At 63.2% G+C, this 21,279-nt stretch carries 25 protein-coding genes; 18 read left to right on the forward strand and 7 right to left on the reverse strand.

All coding sequences use genetic code 11. From position 1 onward, the window contains the following. Position 1: 1 nt before the first annotated feature. Complete coding sequence (locus tag AC56LH_RS00300) at positions 2 to 895, reverse strand: ABC transporter ATP-binding protein (RefSeq protein ID WP_499643041.1); 894 nt, start codon at positions 893 to 895, stop codon at positions 2 to 4. Positions 896 to 1,123: 228 nt separating this feature from the next. Between AC56LH_RS00300 and AC56LH_RS00305 the strand changes: the two genes are divergently transcribed. Beyond that, the gene (locus tag AC56LH_RS00305; RefSeq protein ID WP_499643043.1) at positions 1,124 to 1,555 is read left to right on the forward strand and encodes a hypothetical protein; all 432 of its coding nucleotides are present in this window, start codon (positions 1,124 to 1,126) and stop codon (positions 1,553 to 1,555) included. A gap of 15 nt (positions 1,556 to 1,570) precedes the next feature. Then, positions 1,571 to 2,215: a 2-polyprenyl-3-methyl-6-methoxy-1,4-benzoquinone monooxygenase gene (gene coq7, locus AC56LH_RS00310; protein ID WP_499643045.1), complete on the forward strand. Its 645-nt coding sequence runs from the start codon at positions 1,571 to 1,573 to the stop codon at positions 2,213 to 2,215. 23 nt (positions 2,216 to 2,238) lie between these two features. Here the strand turns inward: coq7 and AC56LH_RS00315 are convergent, their stop codons facing one another. From AC56LH_RS00315 to AC56LH_RS00330, 4 genes are read right to left on the reverse strand one after another with little or no spacing between them, the layout of a single operon-like run. Beyond that, entirely contained in the window at positions 2,239 to 2,661 is a 423-nt protein-coding gene (locus AC56LH_RS00315; protein ID WP_499643047.1) for an OsmC family protein, read from the reverse strand. Positions 2,662 to 2,715: 54 nt separating this feature from the next. Next, entirely contained in the window at positions 2,716 to 3,900 is a 1,185-nt protein-coding gene (locus AC56LH_RS00320; RefSeq protein WP_499643049.1) for an ABC transporter permease, read from the reverse strand. After that, positions 3,897 to 4,628: an ABC transporter ATP-binding protein gene (locus AC56LH_RS00325; RefSeq protein WP_499575504.1), complete on the reverse strand. Its 732-nt coding sequence runs from the start codon at positions 4,626 to 4,628 to the stop codon at positions 3,897 to 3,899. The genes AC56LH_RS00320 and AC56LH_RS00325 overlap by 4 nt, the downstream gene beginning before the upstream one ends. 14 nt (positions 4,629 to 4,642) lie before the next feature. After that, positions 4,643 to 6,082: an alpha/beta fold hydrolase gene (locus AC56LH_RS00330; RefSeq protein WP_499643051.1), complete on the reverse strand. Its 1,440-nt coding sequence runs from the start codon at positions 6,080 to 6,082 to the stop codon at positions 4,643 to 4,645. 263 nt (positions 6,083 to 6,345) lie between these two features. On the opposite strand from AC56LH_RS00330, the gene rplM reads away from it, so the two are divergent. From rplM to erpA, 4 genes are all read left to right on the forward strand, one after another. Continuing rightward, entirely contained in the window at positions 6,346 to 6,774 is a 429-nt protein-coding gene (rplM, locus tag AC56LH_RS00335) for a 50S ribosomal protein L13 (protein ID WP_183556744.1), read from the forward strand. Positions 6,775 to 6,783: 9 nt separating this feature from the next. Beyond that, positions 6,784 to 7,176, forward strand: coding sequence for a 30S ribosomal protein S9 (gene rpsI, locus AC56LH_RS00340; RefSeq protein ID WP_183556746.1), 393 nt, complete (start codon positions 6,784 to 6,786; stop codon positions 7,174 to 7,176). A gap of 166 nt (positions 7,177 to 7,342) precedes the next feature. Next, a complete protein-coding gene (gene argC, locus AC56LH_RS00345; protein WP_499643053.1) occupies positions 7,343 to 8,380 on the forward strand; it encodes an N-acetyl-gamma-glutamyl-phosphate reductase in 1,038 nt (345 codons plus the stop codon). 229 nt (positions 8,381 to 8,609) lie between these two features. Continuing rightward, positions 8,610 to 8,978, forward strand: a complete 369-nt coding sequence (gene erpA, locus AC56LH_RS00350; protein WP_183556750.1) for an iron-sulfur cluster insertion protein ErpA — start codon at positions 8,610 to 8,612, stop codon at positions 8,976 to 8,978. A 68-nt stretch (positions 8,979 to 9,046) separates the two neighbouring features. On the opposite strand, the gene AC56LH_RS00355 is transcribed toward erpA, so the two are convergent. Then, the gene (locus tag AC56LH_RS00355; protein ID WP_499643055.1) at positions 9,047 to 10,144 is read right to left on the reverse strand and encodes an anhydro-N-acetylmuramic acid kinase; all 1,098 of its coding nucleotides are present in this window, start codon (positions 10,142 to 10,144) and stop codon (positions 9,047 to 9,049) included. Between the two features lie 89 nt (positions 10,145 to 10,233). Further along, positions 10,234 to 11,598 (reverse strand): peptidoglycan DD-metalloendopeptidase family protein, encoded by a 1,365-nt coding sequence (locus tag AC56LH_RS00360; RefSeq protein ID WP_499643057.1) that lies wholly within the window; start codon positions 11,596 to 11,598, stop codon positions 10,234 to 10,236. Positions 11,599 to 11,778: 180 nt separating this feature from the next. Here AC56LH_RS00360 and tyrS point away from each other — a divergent pair, with 180 nt between their 5' ends. The 12 genes from tyrS (at position 11,779) to ruvB (ending at position 21,269) form a co-directional block, all read left to right on the forward strand. Further along, positions 11,779 to 13,008 carry a tyrosine--tRNA ligase gene (gene tyrS, locus AC56LH_RS00365; RefSeq protein ID WP_499643059.1) on the forward strand — a complete coding sequence of 410 codons (1,230 nt, stop codon included), beginning with the start codon at positions 11,779 to 11,781 and terminating at the stop codon, positions 13,006 to 13,008. Next, on the forward strand, positions 13,005 to 13,463 hold the full coding sequence (dtd, locus tag AC56LH_RS00370; protein WP_499643061.1) for a D-aminoacyl-tRNA deacylase: 459 nt from the start codon (positions 13,005 to 13,007) through the stop codon (positions 13,461 to 13,463). Before tyrS ends, dtd begins: the two co-directional genes overlap by 4 nt. A gap of 46 nt (positions 13,464 to 13,509) precedes the next feature. After that, positions 13,510 to 14,175, forward strand: coding sequence for a YbhB/YbcL family Raf kinase inhibitor-like protein (locus AC56LH_RS00375; RefSeq protein WP_499643063.1), 666 nt, complete (start codon positions 13,510 to 13,512; stop codon positions 14,173 to 14,175). Positions 14,176 to 14,217: 42 nt separating this feature from the next. Further along, the gene (locus tag AC56LH_RS00380; protein ID WP_499643065.1) at positions 14,218 to 14,892 is read left to right on the forward strand and encodes a histidine phosphatase family protein; all 675 of its coding nucleotides are present in this window, start codon (positions 14,218 to 14,220) and stop codon (positions 14,890 to 14,892) included. Positions 14,893 to 15,004: 112 nt separating this feature from the next. After that, positions 15,005 to 15,196 carry a hypothetical protein gene (locus AC56LH_RS00385; RefSeq protein ID WP_499643067.1) on the forward strand — a complete coding sequence of 64 codons (192 nt, stop codon included), beginning with the start codon at positions 15,005 to 15,007 and terminating at the stop codon, positions 15,194 to 15,196. Further along, entirely contained in the window at positions 15,187 to 15,654 is a 468-nt protein-coding gene (locus AC56LH_RS00390; RefSeq protein ID WP_499643069.1) for a PIN domain-containing protein, read from the forward strand. Before AC56LH_RS00385 ends, AC56LH_RS00390 begins: the two co-directional genes overlap by 10 nt. Before the next feature lie 208 nt (positions 15,655 to 15,862). Continuing rightward, positions 15,863 to 16,888 carry a tRNA dihydrouridine synthase DusB gene (gene dusB, locus AC56LH_RS00395; protein WP_499560218.1) on the forward strand — a complete coding sequence of 342 codons (1,026 nt, stop codon included), beginning with the start codon at positions 15,863 to 15,865 and terminating at the stop codon, positions 16,886 to 16,888. 116 nt (positions 16,889 to 17,004) lie between these two features. Further along, positions 17,005 to 17,238 carry a helix-turn-helix domain-containing protein gene (locus AC56LH_RS00400; protein ID WP_005667930.1) on the forward strand — a complete coding sequence of 78 codons (234 nt, stop codon included), beginning with the start codon at positions 17,005 to 17,007 and terminating at the stop codon, positions 17,236 to 17,238. A gap of 91 nt (positions 17,239 to 17,329) precedes the next feature. Beyond that, complete coding sequence (gene purH, locus AC56LH_RS00405) at positions 17,330 to 18,916, forward strand: bifunctional phosphoribosylaminoimidazolecarboxamide formyltransferase/IMP cyclohydrolase (RefSeq protein WP_183556791.1); 1,587 nt, start codon at positions 17,330 to 17,332, stop codon at positions 18,914 to 18,916. A 137-nt stretch (positions 18,917 to 19,053) separates the two neighbouring features. Further along, positions 19,054 to 19,593, forward strand: a complete 540-nt coding sequence (ruvC, locus tag AC56LH_RS00410; RefSeq protein WP_183556793.1) for a crossover junction endodeoxyribonuclease RuvC — start codon at positions 19,054 to 19,056, stop codon at positions 19,591 to 19,593. Positions 19,594 to 19,609: 16 nt separating this feature from the next. Beyond that, positions 19,610 to 20,188 (forward strand): Holliday junction branch migration protein RuvA, encoded by a 579-nt coding sequence (gene ruvA / locus AC56LH_RS00415; RefSeq protein ID WP_332532574.1) that lies wholly within the window; start codon positions 19,610 to 19,612, stop codon positions 20,186 to 20,188. Between the two features lie 13 nt (positions 20,189 to 20,201). Beyond that, the gene (gene ruvB, locus AC56LH_RS00420) at positions 20,202 to 21,269 is read left to right on the forward strand and encodes a Holliday junction branch migration DNA helicase RuvB (protein WP_499575541.1); all 1,068 of its coding nucleotides are present in this window, start codon (positions 20,202 to 20,204) and stop codon (positions 21,267 to 21,269) included. Positions 21,270 to 21,279: the final 10 nt, after the last annotated feature.

Consider the following 21,279-nt stretch of genomic DNA (forward strand, 5'->3'; position numbering starts at 1 on the left):
GTCAGCAGTCCCCGGCGGCGGGATTATGACGGCCGGCGATGGTGGCAAAGTACACGTCGTCCAGGCTCGCGCGGGCCGGCTCGAAGCCGTCGCCCGGATCGTCTTCGGCATACACGTGGATCAGGGTGCGGCCACTGAGCAGGCGGCTCGAGATCACGCTGTGGCGCGCCTGGAACGCCGGCAGTTCGGCCTTGGTGACGAAGCGCGCCCAGATGAAGTCTTCGATGCCGTAGATGAGCTCCTGCGGCTCGCCGCACAGCAGCACCTGGCCCTTGTTGATGATCGCCATATTCGCGCACAGGTCGGCCACGTCGGACACGATGTGGGTCGAGAGCAGCACGGTGCGTTCTTCGCTAATGTCCGACAGCAGGTTATGAAAGCGCACGCGCTCCTGCGGATCCAGGCCCGCGGTGGGTTCGTCGACGATGATCAGACGCGGGTCGCCCAGCAAGGCCTGAGCGATGCCGAAGCGCTGGCGCATGCCGCCCGAGAAGGTACCAAGGCGCTGCGCGCGCACGTCCCACAGATTGGTCTGCTGCAGCAGGCCGTCGACGACTTCGCGCCGGCGTGCCCGGTGCGACAGGCCCTTGAGCTGCGCGAAATGGTCGAGCAGGTCATAGGCCGTGACCTTGGGATAAACGCCGAAATCCTGCGGCAGATAGCCGAGCATGCGGCGCACCGCGTCTTTTTCGTCCAGTACATCGATATCGTCAAGGAACACCGAGCCGGCGTCGCATTCCTGCAGCGTGGCCAGGATCCGCATCAGTGTCGATTTGCCCGCGCCGTTCGGGCCGAGCAGCCCGAACATCCCGGCCGGGATAGTCAGCGTGACACGGTCGAGCGCGACCACGCCGTTGGCGTAGGTCTTGGACAAATTGCGGATCTTTAATTGCATGACAACTCCTGGCTGCAGTGATGTATTTACATCGCAGCTACTCTTTTTTCACACTGGCATTGTATTCAATCGTCACGGCCAGGACCGGCACGGTGCGATGCACGGACCAAAGCGGGCCCCAGGCTGCATTATCCGGTGACAGGGTGCATGCTGGGTTTCTTTCTATAAATTTGTTGTCCCGCGCAACGGGTGCGGCCCGCGCCCGTCCAAATTATGGATAATGGGAATATGGATGCCGCCACCCAAGAAAAACTGCTGGTCCTGATGCGCGAAGGGCGCAGCCGGGCCGAATCGACCGACTGGTTCCGCGTCGGCCTGGGCCTCGTGTATCTGGCCGGCTTGATGACGAAAAACGAAATCGACTTCAAGACGGTCGACCGCGAATTCAACCGCTTCGTCTATCACACGCTGGGCAAGGGTCACACGATCACCAGCGTGCTGCAGTTCATGAGCGGGGAGAAGGTCATGCCCACCGTGGAGTCGGCGCGTTTTCTGGACGCGTTTTCCCGCCACTGCCCCGGCGTGCCGCTGGTGTCGGTGCCGTACCTGCTCGAACTGAACCTGGGCGTGGCCAAGAACATCTCGGGCATCGAGCCGGAAGGCCCGCTGGTCGGGTGGATCGCGCAAAGGAAGGCATATAATGAAGGCCTCAGCGACTAGATTACCGAGCCAGCCATGACCGCGAATCGTTTCATCAGCCCCCTGGACCACCTGATCGTCGGCGTCGACAAGGCCTTGCGCGTCGTCGGCGGCGTGACCGCCATGTCGCGCCCGAACCCGGCCACACACGCCATGGACAGCGAGCTGTCCGACACCGAGCGCCGTCACAGCGCAGGCCTGATGCGCGTGAACCATGTGGGCGAAGTGTGCGCCCAGGCCCTGTACGATGCGCAGGCCAGCTTTGCCCACACGCCGCAACTGCGCGCGCAGTTCGAAGAAGCCGGGCAAGAAGAGGAAGACCACCTGGCCTGGTGCGCGCAGCGGCTGGACGAACTGGGTTCGCAGCCGAGCGTGCTCAATCCGCTGTGGTATGCCGGCGCCTATGTGATGGGCGCCGTGGCGGCGCGGATCGGCGATCCGGTCAGCCTGGGCTTCGTGGTGGAGACCGAACGCCAGGTCGAGGCACACCTGAACAGCCACCTCGAACTGCTGCCGCAGCAGGACGCCAAGTCACGCGCGATCGTCGACCAGATGCGCGTCGATGAAATCGCACATGCCGACGCCGCCCAGGCGATGGGTGCAGCCCCGTTGCCGATGCCGGTCAAGATGGCGATGCGGGCGATGGCCAAGGTCATGACCACCGCCGCCTACCGCATCTGAGGCCCCGTTTAACTTTCTACAAACTAGCCTTCGACGATCTCGATCGAATGCGTCATCTCGGCGGTCTTGGCCAGCATGGCCGACGCCGAGCAGTACTTGTCATGCGATAGCTGCACCGCGCGTTCGACGGCCGCCGGTTTCAGGTTGCGGCCCGTGACCACGAAGTGGAAGTTGATCTTCGTGAAGACCTTCGGATCGGTTTCGGCGCGCTCGGCCTGCAGCGTCACGTCGCACCCGCGCACGTCTTCGCGCCCGCGTTTGAGGATCAGCACCACGTCATACGCGGCGCAGCCGCCGGTGCCGATCAACACCATCTCCATCGGGCGCGGCGCCAGGTTGTGGCCACCGCCTTCCGGTGCACCATCCATCGCCACCATGTGGCCGCTGCCCGTCTGGGCCCGGAAGCTCATGCCCGACGGGCCATTCCAGCTGACTTTTACATCCATGTTCTGCTCCGCTCTGCTGTGTTCTTGAAAAGGGGCTTCGATTGTACGGCGGGATTACACACCCAGCACGTATTTCTCGCTCTTCATGCGCCAGCTCGCGAACGCCACCACCAGCAGCGCCGGGAGCAGCGCGCATGAAAACGTCAGCACGAACGGCAGCGGGCCGATGTCGCCCGTCTTGGCCAGTTCCTTGACCAGGGTCTGGTTCGACAGCATCGGCACCAGGTACATCCAGGTCGCGGTCTTGAGTTCCATGAACGACACCAGAAAGCCCGGAATCACGGGCAGGATCGTCACGAAGCTGACCGTGGTCTGGGCTTCCTTGAAGGTCTTCGCGTTCATCGCCAGGCCGATGTACAGGGCGCTCGAGAGCAGCGACAGCGGCACCGTGACCAGGCACACGAGCATCAGCTCACCCCAGCCCAGGTTCCACGACATGCCGATTTCTTCGAGCGGCAGCCAGCGCAGGATCGCGTGGGCGACGCACAGGATCAGCGTTACGCCCAACAGCGATGGCACGCTCGCAGCCAGCCATTTGCCGACCACCAGTTCCCAGCTGCGGGCCGGCTGCGCCATCAGCACTTCGAGCGAGCGCCGTTCGCGTTCGCCCGCCGTGCTGTCGACGGCCGCCGACAGGTTCAGGAAGAACGCCGGCAAAAACAGGATGCCGATGATGCCCCCGATGACCATCGCCGAGCGCGAGGCATTGGTGCCGGTGTCATGGCGCTGCAGTTCAATGGGCGAGAGCGTGGCGGGCGAGACGCCGTGCGCGAGCAGGCGCGCGCTGGCGATATTGATGCTGTAGGCCTGCAGGATGTCCTCGACGTCGCGCCGCTGCGGGCCGCTTTCGGTGGATGAATCGAACCACAGCTCCAGGCGCGCCGGGCGCATGGCCTGGTAGTTGGCGACGTAGTCGTCCGTCACGCGCAGCACGGCGACGGTCTTTTTGGCGCGCAGCAGCTCGCCAATGGCGTCTTCACTCATCGGCGCGGCCTCGGTGACGGTCACGCTGCGCTCGCGCAGCTGGGCCATCAGGGTCGGCGCTTTCGCACCGCCGATGACGACCATCTCGATGCCTTCCCGCTCGGTGCGCGTGTTCCGTTCGATCATCTGGTTCAGCAGCAGGCCGATGATGGCCGGGTACATCAGCGAGGCGGCCAGCAAAAACATCAGCGTGCGGCGCTCGCGCAGCATCTCGCGCAGCTCTTTCAAAAACACGATCCGGATCTTGGACTTCATGCGATACCTTCTTCGGTGCCGACCAGGCTGACGAAGGCGTCCTCCAGGTTGGTGATGCCGGTGCGCCGGCACAATTCGTCGGGCGAGCCCTGGGCCACGGTATGGCCCTTGGCGATGACGATGACGTCGTCGCACAGGTGCGTCACTTCCTGCATCACGTGGGTGGCCATGATCACGCAGCTGCCGTCCTCGCGCAGCGCGTTCAGCGCCGTGCGCAGTGCACGCGTGCTCATCACGTCCAGGCCGCGGCTCGGTTCATCGAGCAGCAGGTGGCGCGGGCGGTGCAGCAGCGTGCGCGCCAGCGCGACCTTGATGCGCTGGCCCTGCGAAAAGCCCTTGGCGCGGCGATCCAGGATGTCTTCCATGCCCAGCAGCTCGGCCACTTCGCCGATGCGCGTGCGCAGTGCCGGGGCCTGCATGTCATTGAGTTCGCCGAAATAATGCAGGTATTCGCGGGTGGTCAGGCGCTCGTACAGCCCGAACTGGTCGGTAAGAAAACCGATATTGCGGCGCACCGCCATCGGGTCCTGTTCGGGGTCGACGCCGCCGATCAGGATGCTGCCATGGTCGCGCTTAAGCAGGCCGACGAGCGTGCGCAGCAGGGTGGTCTTGCCGGCGCCGTTGGGGCCGAGCAGCGCGGTGATCTGGCCATCGCGCGCAGTAAAGGAAACGCCGCCCAGCGCCTGGACGGCGCCGAAGGCCTTGCGTACATCGTGAACTTCGATCATGGCGTGTCCGGATCTCAGGGTTGCGGCCCGGCGCTGCCGAGCTGGAAGGTGGGCGCCGGGATCTCGGCCATGCAGGCTGCGTCGAGCCTGGCCTGCGGATGGTCAAGAAAAGCGCGCAGCAGGCGCGGTGCGCAGCCAAGCTGCGAGACGCCATGGCCGGCATTGGCCACCACGATCTGCTGGGCATGCGCCATCGACCTGGCGGCGCTCGCGGCGCGGTGCGGCGGCGTGACCGGATCGAGCGCGCCCGAGAGCAGCAGGGCCGGTGCGTCGATCCGGGTGGGTGTGACATACGGCACGACCGGCACCTTGATGTCGTCCTTGCACAGCTTGGGCATCATCTCGGCCAGCGGCCGCGCCAGCACGGCGGCGTCAGCCTTCATCAGCTCGGGCGTAAAGCGCGGCACGTCTTCGGCGCACACCACCGCGAAGTGCAGCAGCATCGACACGCTGGCGTCGCTGCCGAAGTCGCCGGCCAGGTTCTGGCGCGCGATGAACGGCTGCCAGCGCCCGTGACTCGCGTTATGGATCAAAAACGGCAGGCGCCGCGCATCGGCCGGCGCATACAGGATGTTGTGCACGGTGCCCAGGAAGCGGTCGGACGACATCGTGAAACTGGTCTGCTCGGCCGTGCGCGGATTGGGCAGCGACAGGCGCAGGTCACCCGCTTCGAGCCGCTTGACCAGTCCATCGAATTCGGCGCGCAGGTTCGGGTACGCCTTGTGGCAGGCAGCGTCTTTGGCGCAGGCGGCAAACACGCCGTCGAGCGCGGTCTGCGAGTCGCGACCCCCGGCCGGGATCACCTGGTCGGGCGCGGCCACGCCGTCGAGCACGAGCGCGCGCACGCTCGATGGATAAGCGCGGGCATAGGTTTGCGCCAGGCGCGTGCCGTACGAGCCGCCCCACAGGTTGACCGCGCCGTAGCCCAGCGCAACGCGCACGCGTTCGAGGTCGCGCGCAGCGGCCAGCGTGGTGTACGCGCGCAGCGGCGACGTGTTGGCCGCGATGCAGGCGCGCAGTTCGGCCATCAGTTCGGCGTCGCCCATGGTGTCGTGCTCGGGCTTGCTGGCGCAGCCGAGCTTGCCCGACAGGCCAGTGCCGCGCTGGTCGATAAAGACGATGTCGCGTGTGGCGCGCACACGGTCGAAGGCGGCCTTGAGCAGCGCCAGCACGTCACTGCCCGCCTGGCCCGGGCCACCGGCCAGCACGAACAGCGGATCGGTGCGGCTGCCCTGGCGGAATGCCGGCGCCACCGTCACGTGGAGGGCCAGCGTCGGCCCCTGTGGCTGCGCATGGTCGAGCGGCACCGTCACACTCACGCAGCGCAGCGCCTCGACCACGCCCGGCAGATGGCAGCTGCGCTCCGTCATGGCCGGTGCGGCGGCGCTGGCGCTACCCGCAGCCAGCAGCAGCGGCAGCGCCAGCAGGGCGGGCAAAATCTTGAATATCGTCACGACATCTCCTCAGGTTGCAACGATGATAAGTTCGCGCTGTTTCTATGGTCAACCGATTGTTTCAACTATGCATCAAGGCATGCGGACCGGGTCGGGATTGTGGCCGCGCTGGCCCTGGAAATCACCAGATGGCGATTGACGGCAGTGCCCGTGCAGGTTATGATCGTCGGCTTTCCGTTTGCTCAGGAAAAGATAACAAGGCCGAGTCCGCTGAAGTACAGGGCGGAACCACCATTTGAGCAATTTTTTATTTTGGAATAAACATGAAAACTTTTTCCGCTAAGGGCCATGAAGTCCAGCGCGACTGGTTTGTCATTGACGCGACGGACCTGGTCCTCGGACGTGTTGCCAGCGAAGTGGCACTCCGACTGCGCGGCAAGCACAAGCCGGAATTCACCCCGCACGTCGACACCGGTGACTTCATCGTTGTGATCAATGCAGGCAAACTGCGTGTGACCGGTACCAAGGCCACCGAAAAAACGTACTACCGTCACTCGGGCTACCCGGGCGGTATCTACGAAACGAACTTCCTGAAAATGCAACAGCGTTTCCCAGGTCGCGCACTCGAGAAAGCGGTCAAGGGCATGCTGCCTAAAGGCCCACTCGGCTACGCAATGATCAAGAAGCTGAAAGTGTACGCGGAAGGTTCGCACCCACACGCTGCTCAGCAACCACAAGCACTGACCCTCTAAGGAACTGACATGATCGGTAACTACAACTACGGCACCGGCCGTCGCAAGAGTGCAGTCGCTCGCGTGTTCATCAAAACTGGCACCGGCCTGATCATCGTGAACGGCAAGCCTGCTTCGGAATACTTCTCGCGCGAAACCGGCCTGATGGTCATTCGCCAGCCGCTGGAACTGACCGGCAACGTCGAGCGTTTTGACATCAAAGTCAACGTGCACGGCGGTGGCGAGTCGGGCCAGGCTGGCGCCGTCCGTCACGGCATCACCCGCGCTCTGATCGACTACGACGCAGCACTGAAGCCAGATCTGGCCCGTGCTGGCTTCGTCACCCGCGATGCGCGTGAAGTCGAGCGTAAAAAAGTTGGTCTGCGCAAAGCACGTCGCGCAAAGCAATTCTCGAAGCGTTAATTCGCTGTTGCCGGCGCCTCCGGGCGCTGTGCCGAAAAAGCCGTCCACCGCAAGGTTGGGCGGCTTTTTTGCTTTACAGAGCGGTACGCCCCGCATTTCCCAGGCTGTTAAAATGCACCCTTCGTCCTGCAAGCAGGGCCTTTCTACCATTCTCGAGGAACAGAACATGATCAAAGTTGGCATCGTTGGCGGCACCGGATACACGGGCGTGGAATTGCTGCGGCTGTTGGCCGTGCATCCGGATGTGCAACTGACGGCAATCACGTCGCGCAAGGAAGACGGCCTGCCGGTGGCCGACATGTTCCCGTCGCTGCGCGGCCGCGTCGACCTGGCGTTCTCGAGCCCCGATAAAGCCGACCTGAAAAGCTGCGACGTCGTGTTCTTCGCCACCCCGCACGGCGTGGCGATGGCGCAGGCGCCCGAGCTGCTGGCAGCCGGCGTGAAAGTGATCGACCTGGCGGCCGACTTCCGCCTGAAGGATCAGGCCACGTTCGAGAAGTGGTACAAGATCGACCACACGGCGCCCGAGCTGCTCGAAGAAGCCGTGTACGGCCTGGCAGAGTTGAACCGTGACGCCATCAAGGGCGCGCGCCTGATCGCCAACCCGGGCTGCTACCCGACCACGATGCAGCTTGGCTACTACCCATTGCTCAAGGCCGGCATCATCGACGCGGGCAACCTGATTGCCGACTGCAAGTCGGGCGTGTCCGGTGCTGGCCGCAAGGCCGAGATCGCTACGCTGTTCTCCGAGTCGAGCGACAACTTCAAGGCCTATGGTGTGAGCGGTCACCGCCACACGCCAGAAACGACGGCCCAGCTGGCGCGCTTTACCGACCAGAAGGTTGGCCTGATCTTCACGCCGCACCTGGTGCCGATGATCCGCGGCATGCACGCGACGCTGTACGCACGCCTGACGAAAGACATCGACGATGCGGCGCTGCAGGCCCTGTTCGAAGACGAATACAAGGACAGCGAGTTCGTCGATGTCATGCCGTTCGGCTCGCATCCTGAAACGCGCTCGACCCGCGGCTCGAATGTGCTGCGCCTGGCACTGCATCGCCCGGATGGCGGCGACACGGTCGTGATCCTGGTGGTGCAGGACAATCTGGTCAAGGGCGCCTCGGGCCAGGCCGTGCAGTGCATGAACCTGATGTTCGGGCTGGATGAAGCGACTGGCCTCAAGCAGATTGCGCTGCTGCCGTAACAGGTGTTGCTGGTGCCTGTCAGACTTGAATTGCGGCCACTTGGCCGCATATTTGAGGCTACTGCACCAGCGCTTGCAGAAGGATCATGTCCTCTTGATATCATCAAGGGACGGTACCCTGTCTGAGTGACAACTGGTGTCTCATCTGGCCGACTTTCCCTGAGGGTCGGCAGCATGAGTTCCCCCAACCGTCTATAATGGGCGGAGTTTGATTATCCAGGAGCATTCCATGACCGCAGTCGCCGAAGTAGTAGATTTCGACACGATTCCCGTACCAATCAACTTCACCGACAGTGCGGCACAGAAAGTGGCCCAGCTGATCGAAGAAGAAGGCAACCCCGACCTCAAGCTGCGCGTTTTCGTGCAGGGCGGCGGCTGCTCGGGCTTCCAGTATGGCTTCACCTTCGACGAGATCATCAACGACGATGACACGACGATGGAAAAAGCAGGCGTCCAGCTGTTGATCGACTCGATGAGCTACCAGTATCTGGTCGGCGCCGAGATCGATTACAAGGATGACCTCGAAGGCGCGCAGTTCGTGATCAAGAATCCGAACGCCACCTCGACCTGCGGTTGCGGTTCGTCGTTCTCGGCGTAAGCAGCGTAGCAGGACCCGGCAAGTGCCGGGGATCAAAAAAAGCCCGCGTCAAGCGGGCTTTTTTGCGTTCATGCCGGGTACAGCGCGCCCAGGACGCGCAGGCCGCGTGCGCCCGTGACAGCCGGCAGATTGCCCGGCTCGCGCTGCGTGAAGCGCCAGCCCAGCCAGGCGAACGCCAGCGCCTCGACCCGGTTCGGTGCCACGCCCAGTTCGGCCGTTGACGCCACCGTCACGCCATCGAGTTCGGCGCTGATGGCGCGCAGCAGCGCGCCGTTGTAGGCGCCGCCACCGCATATATATACCGCATCCGGCGCGATGCCTTCATCACGGATGGCGCGTGCGATCGTCACAGCCGTCAGGCGCGTGAGCGTGGCCTGGACATCGGCCGGTGCGACTGCGTGAAAGGCAGCCAGCCGGGCATCGAGCCAGTCTGCATGGAACAGGTCGCGTCCCGTGCTCTTGGGCGCCGGCAGCGCAAAGTACGGCTCATCGAGCAACGCTGCCAGCAGTGGTGGGTGCACGGTCCCGCTCGCGGCCCAGGCGCCATCCTCGTCGTAGGCACGGCCCTGGTGGCGCGCGATCCACAGATCCATCAATACATTGCCCGGACCGGTATCGAAGCCGGTGACGCGGCCATCGCCATGCAGCACGCTGATATTGCCGATGCCACCGATATTCACGACCACGCGCGCGGTGCCCGGCGCGCCGAACGCGGCCGCATGGAACGCCGGCACCAGTGGCGCACCCTGGCCACCGGCAGCGACATCGCGGCTGCGAAAGTCCGCGATCACGTCCAGGCCGGTCAGTTCAGCCAGCAGCGCCGGATTGTTGGTCTGGCGCGTAAAGCCCAGTTCGGGACGATGGCGGATCGTCTGTCCATGCACGGCCACGGCCGCGACCTTGCCCGGGCTGGACAGCAACAGCGAGCGCACGCAGTCGGCGTAGGCCAGCGCCAGCGCATTGGCGGCCAGCGCCTCGCGCTCGAGCTCGTTGTGACTGGCCGCCTGCAGCGCCATCAGCTCATCGCGCAAGTCGGCAGGGAAGGGCGTGAACGCGGCTGCGAGCGTGCGGATCGCGCCATCGGAAAAGTCGGCCAGCACGCCATCGACGCCGTCGAGGCTGGTGCCGGACATCAGGCCGATGAAAAGGGAAGGGGTCTCGGTCATGGTGTTATGAAAAAATCATGCCATACAAAACAAAACGCCCTCCGGCATCGAGATGCAGCGGAGGGCGTCGGGACAGAGGTGAGGCTGTCTTAGCGGGCGGCCATGGCCGAACCGCTTGGACCCAGCAGCGAGAAGCGGTGATTCATCTCGGCTGCAGCCATGCGGAAACGTGCCAGTTCGGCCTGGTTCAGCGGTTGCTGTGCCAGCGACTTGTACTGGTTTGGATCCTTGGCCACGCCTGCAACACGGAATTCGTAGTGCAGGTGCGCGCCGGTCGACCAGCCGGTCGAGCCGACGTAGCCGATGACCTGGCCCTGGTTGATCTTGGCGCCCTTGCGCAGACCCGGTGCGATACGGCTCATGTGCGCATAGGCGGTGCTGTACGCCGACCAGTGCTTGAGCACGACCATATTGCCGTAGCCATTGCCGTTGCCGGCGAAGTCGACAGTAGCGTCAGCCACGGCGCGGATCGGGGTGCCGGTCGATGCTGCGTAATCGACGCCCTTGTGCGCTTTCCATTTGCCCGACAGCGGGTGCACGCGCATCGAGAAGCCCGATGAAATACGCGAGTACTCGAGTGGCGACTTCAGGAAGGCTTTCTTGAGTGCCTTGCCGTCCAGGGTGTAGTAACCGCCCTGTTTGGTGATCGGGTCTTCGTACCAGACCGACTGGTACGCCACGCCGCGGTTGACGAACTCGCCAGCCAGAATGCGGCCGGTCTTGACCTGTTCACCGTCGAGCCAGAAGGTCTCGTAGACCACATTGAAGCGGTCACCGCGCTTGACGTCGGTGCGGAAGTCGATATCGGTCGAGAACATCTCGATGATCTGGCCGACGATCGAATCGGGCAGGCTGCCGCCGTCGACGTTGGAGTCGGTGGCTGCATACAGCGACGAGGAAATGTCACGCGAGCGCATTTCGACGCGACGCTCGAGCTTGGCCGGCGCTTCGAGGGCGACGAAAGCTTCGCCCTTGCGTTCGACGCTGATCGTGCGTGCGTTGCCATTCTTGTCATCGATGACGGTGGCGCGCATCGACAGCAGCAGGCCATTTTCATCGGTCTCGGCCTGAATACGCTTGCCGGTCTGGAGCGACAGCAGGCGACGTGCCAGCTTGTCGGAACGAACGAATTTCTGTGCCTGTGCATCTTCGATGCCAAGGCGGGTGAAGAGCGAGCCGAGCGAATCGCCGCGGCGGATGCGTTCTTCGTGGATGAATTGCTGCTCGTCTTGCTGGAGCGCGGCGATCTGGGATGCCAGATTTGGCAATTCCAGGTTCGTCGCGACCGAGGTCACGGGCAGGTCGGAAGGATCGCTGGCGATCGGGGCGACACCTACTGCGCCAAAGGCGCACATGCTCAGGAAGACGGCGCCGGCGCTCAAAACGCGGGCTTTGCGGGTCTTCGGCACCAGCTGCAGCAGTGTCTGACGGGTAATTTTCTGTATAGGGTTCATGCAATCAGTTAAAATTTGCGGCTGAACTTTCAAGGGCCATGTTCATGACGTTTAACAAAGTTTTCTTTGGGAAACGAAAACAGGATCGTGAATTATACCAAAAGATGTGGTCCTACAACCGTTTTAGCCAATTTCCTACACGAATTTATGACCTCAACAGCAGTTCCTGGCGGCAATTCCATGGTAAATGCGCCTGCGCGCCTTCCTCTGACTGATCGCGTTCTCGAGTCCCTCGCCATCGCAAAAAGGGGTGTCGACGAGTTGCTGGTCGAGGCCGATTTTGCGCAAAAACTGGCGCGGTCGGAGCAAACCGGCACACCGCTGCGCATCAAACTGGGTCTGGACCCGACGGCGCCAGACCTGCATCTGGGTCACACCGTGGTGCTGAACAAGTTGCGTCAATTGCAAGATCTGGGTCACCAGGTGATCTTTTTGATCGGTGACTTCACGTCGATGATTGGCGACCCGTCGGGGCGCAACGCCACCCGGCCGCCGCTGACGCGCGAGCAGGTCGAAGAAAACGCGATGACGTACTTCCGTCAGGCATCGCTGGTGCTGGACGCCGGCCGCACCGAGATGCGCTACAACTCGGAGTGGTGCGACCCCCTCGGCGCGCGCGGCATGATTCAGCTGGCATCACGCTATACAGTAGCGCGCATGATGGAGCGCGACGATTTCACCAAGCGCTACAAGAGTGGGACACCGATCGCCGTGCATGAGTTCCTGTATCCGCTGATGCAGGGCTACGATTCGGTCGCTTTGCACTCCGACCTTGAGCTGGGTGGAACGGATCAGAAATTCAACTTGCTCGTTGGCCGCGAACTGCAGAAGGACTACGGCCAGGAGCCGCAGTGCATCCTGACCATGCCGCTGCTCGAAGGCCTGGATGGCGTCGAGAAGATGTCCAAGTCGAAGAACAACTACATCGGCATCACCGAAGCACCGAACACCATGTTCGGCAAGCTGATGAGCATTTCGGACGACATGATGTGGAAGTACTTCAATTTGCTGTCGTTCCGCTCGCTGGATGACATTGCCCAATTGAAGGCGACGATCGACGGCGGCGCTAACCCGCGCGACGCCAAAGTGGCGCTGGGCAAGGAAATCGTGACGCGCTTCCACTCGGCCCAGGCGGCCGACGATGCGCTGGCCGACTTCGTCAACCGTTCCAAGGGCGGCATCCCCGACGACGTGCCGGAAGTGGCGCTGTCGGGCGCGCCGATGGGCGTGGCGCAGTTGCTCAAGCAAGCTGGCCTGTGTGCATCGACGTCGGAAGCCATGCGCATGGTCGACCAGGGCGGCGTGCGCATCGATGGCGCCGTCGTGGCCGATAAAGGGTTGCAGGTGGCTGCCGGCACGCTCGTCGTGCAAGTGGGCAAGCGCAAGTTTGCGCGCGTGACGCTGGCATGATCGCCCTGCTGCAACGCGTGAGCGAAGCGGCAGTGCGCGTCGACGGCGCGACCGTGGGCGCCATCGGTCCCGGCCTCCTGGTATTGCTGTGCGCCGAAAAGGGCGACACCGAGCGCGAAGCCGACCTGTTGCTGACCAAAATGCTCGGTTACCGCGTCTTTTCGGACGAGGCCGGCAAGATGAACCGCAGTTTGGCCAACGTGAATGGCGGCCTGCTCGTGGTGCCGCAATTCACGCTCGCGGCCGACACCAAATCCGGCACGCGGCCATCGTTCACGCCGGCGGCAGCGCCGGAAGACGGGCGGCGCCTGTTCGATCACCTGGTGCGCCAGGCGCGCACGCGTCACGGCCAGGTGGAGACCGGCGTGTTCGGCGCCGACATGAAGGTGTCGCTCATCAACGACGGGCCGGTGACATTCTGGCTGCGCGTTGATCCGGTCGTAGCAACGCGCTGAAACCCCGGCTGGCTGCAGGTGTCAAAACCCGTAGCCGGGAGGAGTGATGCGCATCTGGAGCAATTCATTTACCAATGGGGCCGCCATTCCCGCTGCCTGCGCGTTTGCCGTGCGTGACGCCGCCTCCCGTGTCAGGCTGTCGACCAACCGCAACCCGCACATTGCCTGGGACGACGTGCCGAACGGCACCGAATCGCTGGTACTGTTCTGCCACGATCCCGACGTCCCGCGCGATGCACGCCGCGTCAATATCGACGGCTGCACGGTGCCGCTGACGGCGCCGCGTACCGCTTTTTTCCACTGGACGCTGGCCGATATCCCGGTGTGCCTCACGGCGCTGGCCGAAGGCAGGTTCTCCCATCGCGTCACGCCGCACGGCAAGCCCGGCCCGCTGGTGCCGTTCACCATCAAGAACGGCACCGAGCACCAGCTGCGCCACGGCATCAATGACTATACCCACTGGTTTGTCAACGACCCCGCTCTGGCTGGCGAGTTTTATGGTTATGACGGCCCGTGTCCGCCCTGGAACGATGAGCGCGTGCACCACTATGTGTTCACCCTGTATGCGCTCGATATGCCGCGCCTGCCGCTCACGGGCCGTTTTACCGGGCTCGAGGCGCGCATGGCGATCTACGGGCACATTCTCGACGAGGCATGCATCTTTGGTACCTATGCACTCAATCCCCACGCCGTCGCCGATCTGCCAAAATAGCGCTTCCATCCGATTGCCCCGAGGTTCGGGCACAAGAACCTCATGACCCTGACCACGGCGCCCCAGGGCGCGACCACGATCCTGCTCATCCGCCACGGCGAAACCGCCTGGAATGCCGAACGCCGGCTGCAGGGCCATCTCGATATCCCACTCAATGCCGAAGGCGAGCGCCAGGCGGCGCTGCTTGGCGCGGCACTGCTTGGTGAAGCCATCGACCACGTGCTGTCCAGCGACCTGGGCCGCGCCCGGCAAACCGCCGAGGCGATCCTGCGCGCGCGCGGCGCGACAACGGCATTGCAGGTCGATCCGCAATTGCGCGAGCGCTGCTACGGCGGCTTCGAAGGCTTGCTCTATAGTGAGATCGCGGCCCGCTATCCGCTGGAGTTTGCCGCCTGGCAGGCACGCAATGTCGACGCGACGCTGCCACCGGGTAACAACCAGGGTGAATCGTTCCGCGCCTTTTTCGACCGCGTCACGACGGCAATCGCTGCCCATGCGGCACGCTACCCGGGGCAGACGCTGGCACTGGTGGCGCACGGCGGCGTGCTCGAGTGCGCCTACCGCGCCGCATTGGGCCTGTCGCTGGACACCCCGCGCGACTTCAAGGTCCACAACGCCAGCATCAATCGCTTTGCGGTCGAGCAGGGCAAGTTGCGCCTGCTCAGCTGGGGCGAAGTCGAGCATCTGCGGCAAGTGGCGCTGGACGACTTGCCGTAATAGCATCCGTCAAGCCGTCCTGTCCGCATCGGTTGGGATCCTGGCCGACGACACCCAGCTGCAATTGCGCTACACTCATCCCACGATCGAATTGCGTAGCGGGAGGTGCAAGATGAGCGAGGCGATGTATCGCAGCAAACGCAAGGAGCCGGTTGTGCCAGAGCCGCCGTTGACGCCTGTGGAAGCCGCCCGGCAACGCCGTCTGGCTGCGCTGAAGATGGCGGAAGGGCTGTGGAAAGACCGCACCGATACAGTGAAAGACGGTGTTCAAGCGCAAGAGCAACTAAGAAACGAATGGCGTTGATTGTATTCGACACCAATATTTTCATCGACATGCTCAATGGCGTTCACGAAGCCGCGATAGAGCTTGGGAGGTACGATTTTCCGGCCATTAGCACAATTACCTACATGGAATTGCGCGTTGGCCAAATTGCTCGCCCCCATGAGGTACCGATCCTCGACGCATTACTTGCAGAGTTCGCAGTATTACCCCTGGATCCGCAAATTACCGAGCTTGCCATCGACATCCGTGGCAATAGCCTCATCAGCGGCCCCAAAGTAAAACTTCCGGATGCAATCATTGGTGGCACAGCCGCTGCCTGTGGCATTCCGATCGTCACACGCAATCCAACGGACTTCTCGTGGTCGGGTATCGTCGTTCACATTCCATACGACTATGACTCGGCAACAGGGCGTGTCACCCACGTGCGCCCTGCATTCAGCGATTTCAAACCCCGTCCCACGCTCACACGCATTCGCTGACGCTATCTGGATTGACGATCCGCCTCTGCATTGGCATCAGCAATGATGCTGCAAAGTGCATGATCCGGCGCGATGCTGCCCAGGTGAAAGCGCATTAGCACGACTTGCCAATATCGCACACACAACAATTTGAAAAATTGTGCTGATAATTTGAGCAGCGCTTGAGGTAAAATAGCAGGTTCCCGTGTCACTTTTGAGTCTGCCAGCTGTGCAAATAGGTCCTTATCTCCTGCGTAATAACGTCTTTGTCGCGCCGATGGCTGGTGTGACGGACCGTCCGTTCCGGCAACTGTGCAAGCAGCTCGGCGCGGGCTATGCGGTGTCCGAGATGGCCGCGTCCAATCCGCGCCTGTGGGCCAGTGAAAAGACGTCGCGCCGGATCGACCACGCGGGCGAGATGGAGCCCAAGGCGGTGCAGATCGCCGGCGCCGATCCGAAAGACCTCGCCGATTGTGCGAAGTTCAACGTCGAGCGCGGCGCGCAGATCATCGACATCAATATGGGGTGCCCGGTCAAGAAGGTGTGCAACAGCTGGTGCGGGTCGGCCCTGTTGCAGCACGAAGACCTGGTCGAGCGCATCCTGCACGCGGTGGTCGAGGCCGTCGACGTGCCGGTCACGCTGAAGTTCCGTACCGGCTGGGATCGCCAAAACAAGAACGCGCTGCGCATTGCGCGTCTGGCCGAGCAGGCCGGCATCCAGATGCTGACCCTGCACGGCCGCACCCGGGCCGACGGCTACAAAGGCGACGCCGAGTACGACACCATCCGCGCCGTGAAGGCGTCGGTCGGCATCCCGGTGGTGGCCAATGGCGACATCACCACGCCTGAGAAGGCCAAGTTCGTGCTCGACTACACCGGCGCGGACGCCGTCATGATCGGCCGGGCAGCCCAGGGCCGGCCATGGATCTGCCGCGAAATTGATCATTACCTGCGCACGGGCGAGCACATGCCGGCGCCGCTGGTGGAAGAAGTGCGCGAACTGATGCACGAGCACCTGCCGGCACACTACGCCTTTTATGGCGAGTTCATCGGCGTGCGCACCGCGCGCAAGCACATCGGCTGGTATGTCCAGGATCTGCCGGATGGCGAGGAATTCCGTCAGCGCATGAATCTGCTGGAATCGACCGCCGAGCAACTTGCGGCGATGGATGACTTCCTTAAATCACAGCACCGCCATGGCGAGCGGTTACAATACCGCCCCGCGCTTCCCGCCGTGGACGCGATCGCGGCATAGACCACCAGCACAACCAGCGACAAGAAGAACAATTGGGGACGCGCTGCCCGCAGATGCAGCAAGCCAGTGCAGCAAGCTGGGCAGCAATCACACAACCAGGATGAAGCAGCAAAGACATGAGCAAAGAAAGTATCCAGGAAGTCGTCCAGAAGAGTCTTGAAGACTATTTCAACGATCTCGGCGAGCAAAAACCGACCAACATCTACGACATGATGGTGTTGACCGTCGAAAAGCCCGTCCTCGAAGTGGTCATGTCGCGCGCCGACGGCAACCAGTCGCATGCCGCGCAGATGCTGGGCATCAATCGCAATACATTGCGCAAGAAACTGCAAGAGCACGGGCTGCTCTAAGCGTTGCCGGTTGGCTGCGCTTCCTGCGCGGCCCCGGAGACCCAACGGTCTCCACGTCCGGCGCCAGGAATTCTCAACCATAGGCCTCACCATGATCAAACAAGCTCTCATTTCCGTATCCGACAAGACCGGCGTGCTCGATTTCGCGCGCGCGCTGAACCAGCTGGGCGTGAACATCCTGTCCACTGGCGGCACCGCCAAGCTGCTGCAAGAAAATGGCGTGCCGGTCACGGAAGTGGCCGATTACACCGGTTTCCCGGAAATGCTCGATGGCCGCGTCAAGACGCTGCACCCGAAAGTGCACGGCGGCATCCTGGCCCGTCGCGATTTCCCCGAGCACATCGCGAAACTGGAAGAGCACAATATTCCGCAGATCGACATGGTCGTGGTGAACCTGTACCCGTTCCAGCAAACCGTCGCCAAAGAACAGTGCTCGCTGGAAGATGCGATCGAGAACATCGACATCGGTGGCCCGACCATGCTGCGTTCGGCCGCCAAGAACCACCGCGACGTGGTCGTGGTCGTCGATCCGGCCGACTACGGCGTCGTGCTGGCTGAAATGAAGGGCTCGGGCGGCGACGCCGGTCCGGTCAGCTACGAGACCAAGTTCCGCCTGGCCAAGAAAGTCTTCGCGCACACCGCCCAGTACGACGGCGCGATCACCAATTACCTGACCAGCCTGGGCGAAGACCGCGCACACGCGACCCGCTCGAATTTCCCGGCCACGCTGAACATGGGCTTTGAAAAAGTCCAGGAAATGCGCTACGGCGAAAACCCGCACCAGGGCGCCGCCTTCTACCGCGACCTCGTCACGATCGACGGCGCACTGGCCAACTACCGTCAGCTGCAAGGTAAAGAGCTGTCGTACAACAATATCGCCGATGCCGATGCAGCCTGGGAATGCGTCAAGTCGCTCGGTGGCCTTGGCCAGGCGGCCGGTTGCGTGATCGTCAAGCACGCCAATCCGTGCGGCGTGGCCATCGGCGTCGATGCACTGGACGCGTACTCGCGCGCGCTGCAGACCGATCCGACCTCGGCGTTTGGCGGCATCATCGCCTTCAATGTCGAAGTCGATGGCAAGGCGGCCGAAGCGCTGGCCAAGCTGTTCGTCGAGGTGCTGATCGCGCCGAGCTTTACCGCCGAAGCGCGCCAGATCATGTCGGCCAAGCAGAACGTGCGTCTGCTGGAAATCGCGCTGGGCGCCGGCCAGAATGCCTACGACGTCAAGCGCGTCGGTGGTGGCCTGCTGGTGCAGTCGCCGGACGCGAAAAACGTCGGCATGGAAGACCTGCGCGTCGTCTCCAAGCTGCAGCCATCGCCGCAGCAGCTGCAAGACCTGATGTTCGCCTGGCGCGTGGCCAAGTTCGTCAAGTCGAATGCGATCGTGTTCTGCGGTAACGGCATGACGCTGGGCGTCGGCGCCGGCCAGATGAGCCGCATCGACTCGGCGCGCATCGCCTCGATCAAGGCCCAGAACGCTGGCCTCAGCTTGACCGGCTCGGCCGTGGCGTCGGATGCATTCTTCCCGTTCCGCGACGGTCTGGACGTCGTCGTCGATGCGGGCGCAACCTGCGTGATCCACCCGGGTGGCTCGATGCGCGACCAGGAAGTCATCGATGCCGCCGACGAGCGTGGCGTTGTCATGCTGTACACGGGCACGCGTCACTTCCGTCATTGATTCATTGGCAAGGCGAGGGCAGCGGGAAACCTGCCGCCCCCGCTGACGTCCAACGGGGGCGTACCGAAATGGTGCGCCCCTGTGTTTTTGCACAGTATTTTTCCCACGAACACCCCCAGCCGGGGTAACATTCCAGCATGATTATTCTCGGCATCGACCCGGGCCTGCGCACGACGGGGTTTGGCGTCATTGAAAAACACGGCACGAAGCTGCGCTACATCGCTTCGGGCACCATCAAGACCGGGCTGGAAGGCGCCTTGCCGCCACGCCTGAAAGTCATCCTGCACGGCGTCAGCGAGATCATCGCGACCTACCAGCCGGCTTGTTCCGCCATCGAAAAAGTGTTCGTCAACGTCAACCCGCAATCGACCCTGCTGCTGGGCCAGGCGCGCGGCGCGGCCATCACGGCGCTCGTGGGCGCCGATCTCGATGTGGCCGAATACACGGCGGTGCAGGTCAAGCAAGCGGTGGTGGGCACGGGCCGCGCGGCCAAGCCGCAGGTGCAGGACATGGTCGCGCGCCTGCTCAAGCTACCGGGTCTGCCGGGCAGCGACGCCGCCGATGCGCTCGGCGTGGCCATTTGCCATGCCCACACGATCGACACGCTGGCGCTCTTGGGCGCCATTGCGCCCGACATGATCGGGCTGCGCATGAAAAACAGCCGTCTCGTCTCATAACAAGGAACCACTCCCGATGATCGGTCGTCTCTCCGGAACCCTGCTCGAAAAAGCGCCGCCGCACGTGCTGGTGGATTGCAATGGCGTCGGCTATGAAGTCGATGTGCCGATGAGCACGTTCTACAACCTGCCGCACACGGGCGAAAAAGTCGTGCTGTTTACGCACCTTACCGTACGCGAAGATGCGCACCTGCTGTTCGGTTTTGGCACCGCGTCTGAACGCGCGCTGTTCCGGCAACTGATCAAGATCACCGGTGTCGGCGCGCGCATGGCGCTGTCGATCCTTTCGGGCATGACCGTGGCCGAGCTGTCGCAGGCCGTCACGCTGCAAGAGACGGGCCGCCTGGTCAAGGTGCCCGGCATCGGCAAGAAGACCGCCGAGCGCCTGCTGCTCGAGCTCAAGGGCAAGCTCGGCGCCGACATCGGCATGGTGGCCGGCGTGCCGCGCGACGACACGCAGACCGACGTGCTCAACGCGCTCGCCGCGCTGGGCTATTCCGACAAGGAAGCGCTGCTCGCGATCAAGAACATGCCAGCCGGCGCCAGCGTCTCGGATGGCATCAAATTTGCGCTCAAGGCGCTCTCCAAAGCCTGACCGGATGTAAGCAATGAGTATTCAGACCGACAACTTTACCGAACAGCGCGTGATCGACGCCGCACCGGCCTCGCCCAACGAAGAGGCGATCGAGCGCGCGCTGCGGCCCAAGCAGCTCGACGAATACGTCGGCCAGGAGAAAATCCGCGACCAACTCGAGATCTTCATCACGGCCGCTCGCAACCGCCATGAAGCGCTTGATCACACGCTGCTGTTCGGGCCACCGGGCCTGGGCAAGACGACGCTCGCGCACATCATCGCGCGCGAGATGGGCGTGAACCTGCGCCAGACCTCGGGCCCCGTACTCGAGCGCCCGGGCGACCTGGCCGCGCTCTTGACGAATCTCGAACCGAACGACGTGCTGTTCATCGATGAGATTCACCGCCTGTCGCCGGTGGTCGAAGAGATCCTGTACCCGGCGCTCGAGGACTACCAGATCGACATCATGATCGGCGAAGGCCCGGCCGCGCGCTCCGTCAAGCTCGACCTGCAGCCGTTCACGCTGGTCGGCGCGACGACCCGCGCCGGCATGCTGACCAATCCGCTGCGCGACCGTTTCGGCATCGTGGCGCGCCTGGAGTTCTACAACGTTCCCGAACTGACCAAGATCGTGCTGCGCAGCGCCGCGTTGCTGGTGGCGCCGATCGACGAAGAAGGCGCGCGCGAAGTGGCCAAGCGCGCCCGCGGCACGCCGCGCATCGCCAACCGCCTGTTGCGCCGCGTGCGCGACTTCGCGCAGGTGAAAGGCAATGGCGACATCACGCGCGACATCGCCGACCGCGCGCTCAAGATGCTCGACGTCGACAGCGTGGGCTTTGACGTGATGGACCGCAAGCTGCTCGAGGCGGTGCTGTTCAAGTTTGCCGGCGGCCCGGTCGGCATCGGCAACCTGGCAGCCGCCATCGGCGAAGCGGCCGACACGATCGAAGACGTGCTCGAACCGTTCCTGATCCAGCAGGGCTATCTGCAGCGCACCCCGCGCGGGCGCATTGCCACGCCGCTGGCGTACCAGCACTTTGGCGTGACGGCGCCGCGCATCAGCCCGACGGGCGACTTGTGGGACAGTCTGCCGCCGGCTTGACGATCGGCAG

The sequence above is a fragment of the Telluria sp. LT1R51-2 genome, from assembly GCF_059685775.1.

Coding starts and splice junctions, on each gene's coding strand:
- AC56LH_RS00390 (WP_499643069.1), top strand. CDS start 15,187: ATGGCGTTGATTGTATTCGACACCAATATTTTCATCGACATGCTCAAT.
- AC56LH_RS00355 (WP_499643055.1), bottom strand. CDS start 10,144: ATGACCGAGACCCCTTCCCTTTTCATCGGCCTGATGTCCGGCACCAGC.
- argC (WP_499643053.1), top strand. CDS start 7,343: ATGATCAAAGTTGGCATCGTTGGCGGCACCGGATACACGGGCGTGGAA.
- dtd (WP_499643061.1), top strand. CDS start 13,005: ATGATCGCCCTGCTGCAACGCGTGAGCGAAGCGGCAGTGCGCGTCGAC.
- coq7 (WP_499643045.1), top strand. CDS start 1,571: ATGACCGCGAATCGTTTCATCAGCCCCCTGGACCACCTGATCGTCGGC.
- ruvC (WP_183556793.1), top strand. CDS start 19,054: ATGATTATTCTCGGCATCGACCCGGGCCTGCGCACGACGGGGTTTGGC.
- rpsI (WP_183556746.1), top strand. CDS start 6,784: ATGATCGGTAACTACAACTACGGCACCGGCCGTCGCAAGAGTGCAGTC.
- purH (WP_183556791.1), top strand. CDS start 17,330: ATGATCAAACAAGCTCTCATTTCCGTATCCGACAAGACCGGCGTGCTC.
- AC56LH_RS00325 (WP_499575504.1), bottom strand. CDS start 4,628: ATGATCGAAGTTCACGATGTACGCAAGGCCTTCGGCGCCGTCCAGGCG.
- AC56LH_RS00305 (WP_499643043.1), top strand. CDS start 1,124: ATGGATGCCGCCACCCAAGAAAAACTGCTGGTCCTGATGCGCGAAGGG.
- AC56LH_RS00300 (WP_499643041.1), bottom strand. CDS start 895: ATGCAATTAAAGATCCGCAATTTGTCCAAGACCTACGCCAACGGCGTG.
- AC56LH_RS00380 (WP_499643065.1), top strand. CDS start 14,218: ATGACCCTGACCACGGCGCCCCAGGGCGCGACCACGATCCTGCTCATC.
- AC56LH_RS00320 (WP_499643049.1), bottom strand. CDS start 3,900: ATGAAGTCCAAGATCCGGATCGTGTTTTTGAAAGAGCTGCGCGAGATG.
- AC56LH_RS00385 (WP_499643067.1), top strand. CDS start 15,005: ATGAGCGAGGCGATGTATCGCAGCAAACGCAAGGAGCCGGTTGTGCCA.
- ruvB (WP_499575541.1), top strand. CDS start 20,202: ATGAGTATTCAGACCGACAACTTTACCGAACAGCGCGTGATCGACGCC.
- AC56LH_RS00400 (WP_005667930.1), top strand. CDS start 17,005: ATGAGCAAAGAAAGTATCCAGGAAGTCGTCCAGAAGAGTCTTGAAGAC.
- AC56LH_RS00315 (WP_499643047.1), bottom strand. CDS start 2,661: ATGGATGTAAAAGTCAGCTGGAATGGCCCGTCGGGCATGAGCTTCCGG.
- erpA (WP_183556750.1), top strand. CDS start 8,610: ATGACCGCAGTCGCCGAAGTAGTAGATTTCGACACGATTCCCGTACCA.
- ruvA (WP_332532574.1), top strand. CDS start 19,610: ATGATCGGTCGTCTCTCCGGAACCCTGCTCGAAAAAGCGCCGCCGCAC.
- AC56LH_RS00375 (WP_499643063.1), top strand. CDS start 13,510: ATGCGCATCTGGAGCAATTCATTTACCAATGGGGCCGCCATTCCCGCT.
- AC56LH_RS00360 (WP_499643057.1), bottom strand. CDS start 11,598: ATGAACCCTATACAGAAAATTACCCGTCAGACACTGCTGCAGCTGGTG.
- tyrS (WP_499643059.1), top strand. CDS start 11,779: ATGGTAAATGCGCCTGCGCGCCTTCCTCTGACTGATCGCGTTCTCGAG.
- rplM (WP_183556744.1), top strand. CDS start 6,346: ATGAAAACTTTTTCCGCTAAGGGCCATGAAGTCCAGCGCGACTGGTTT.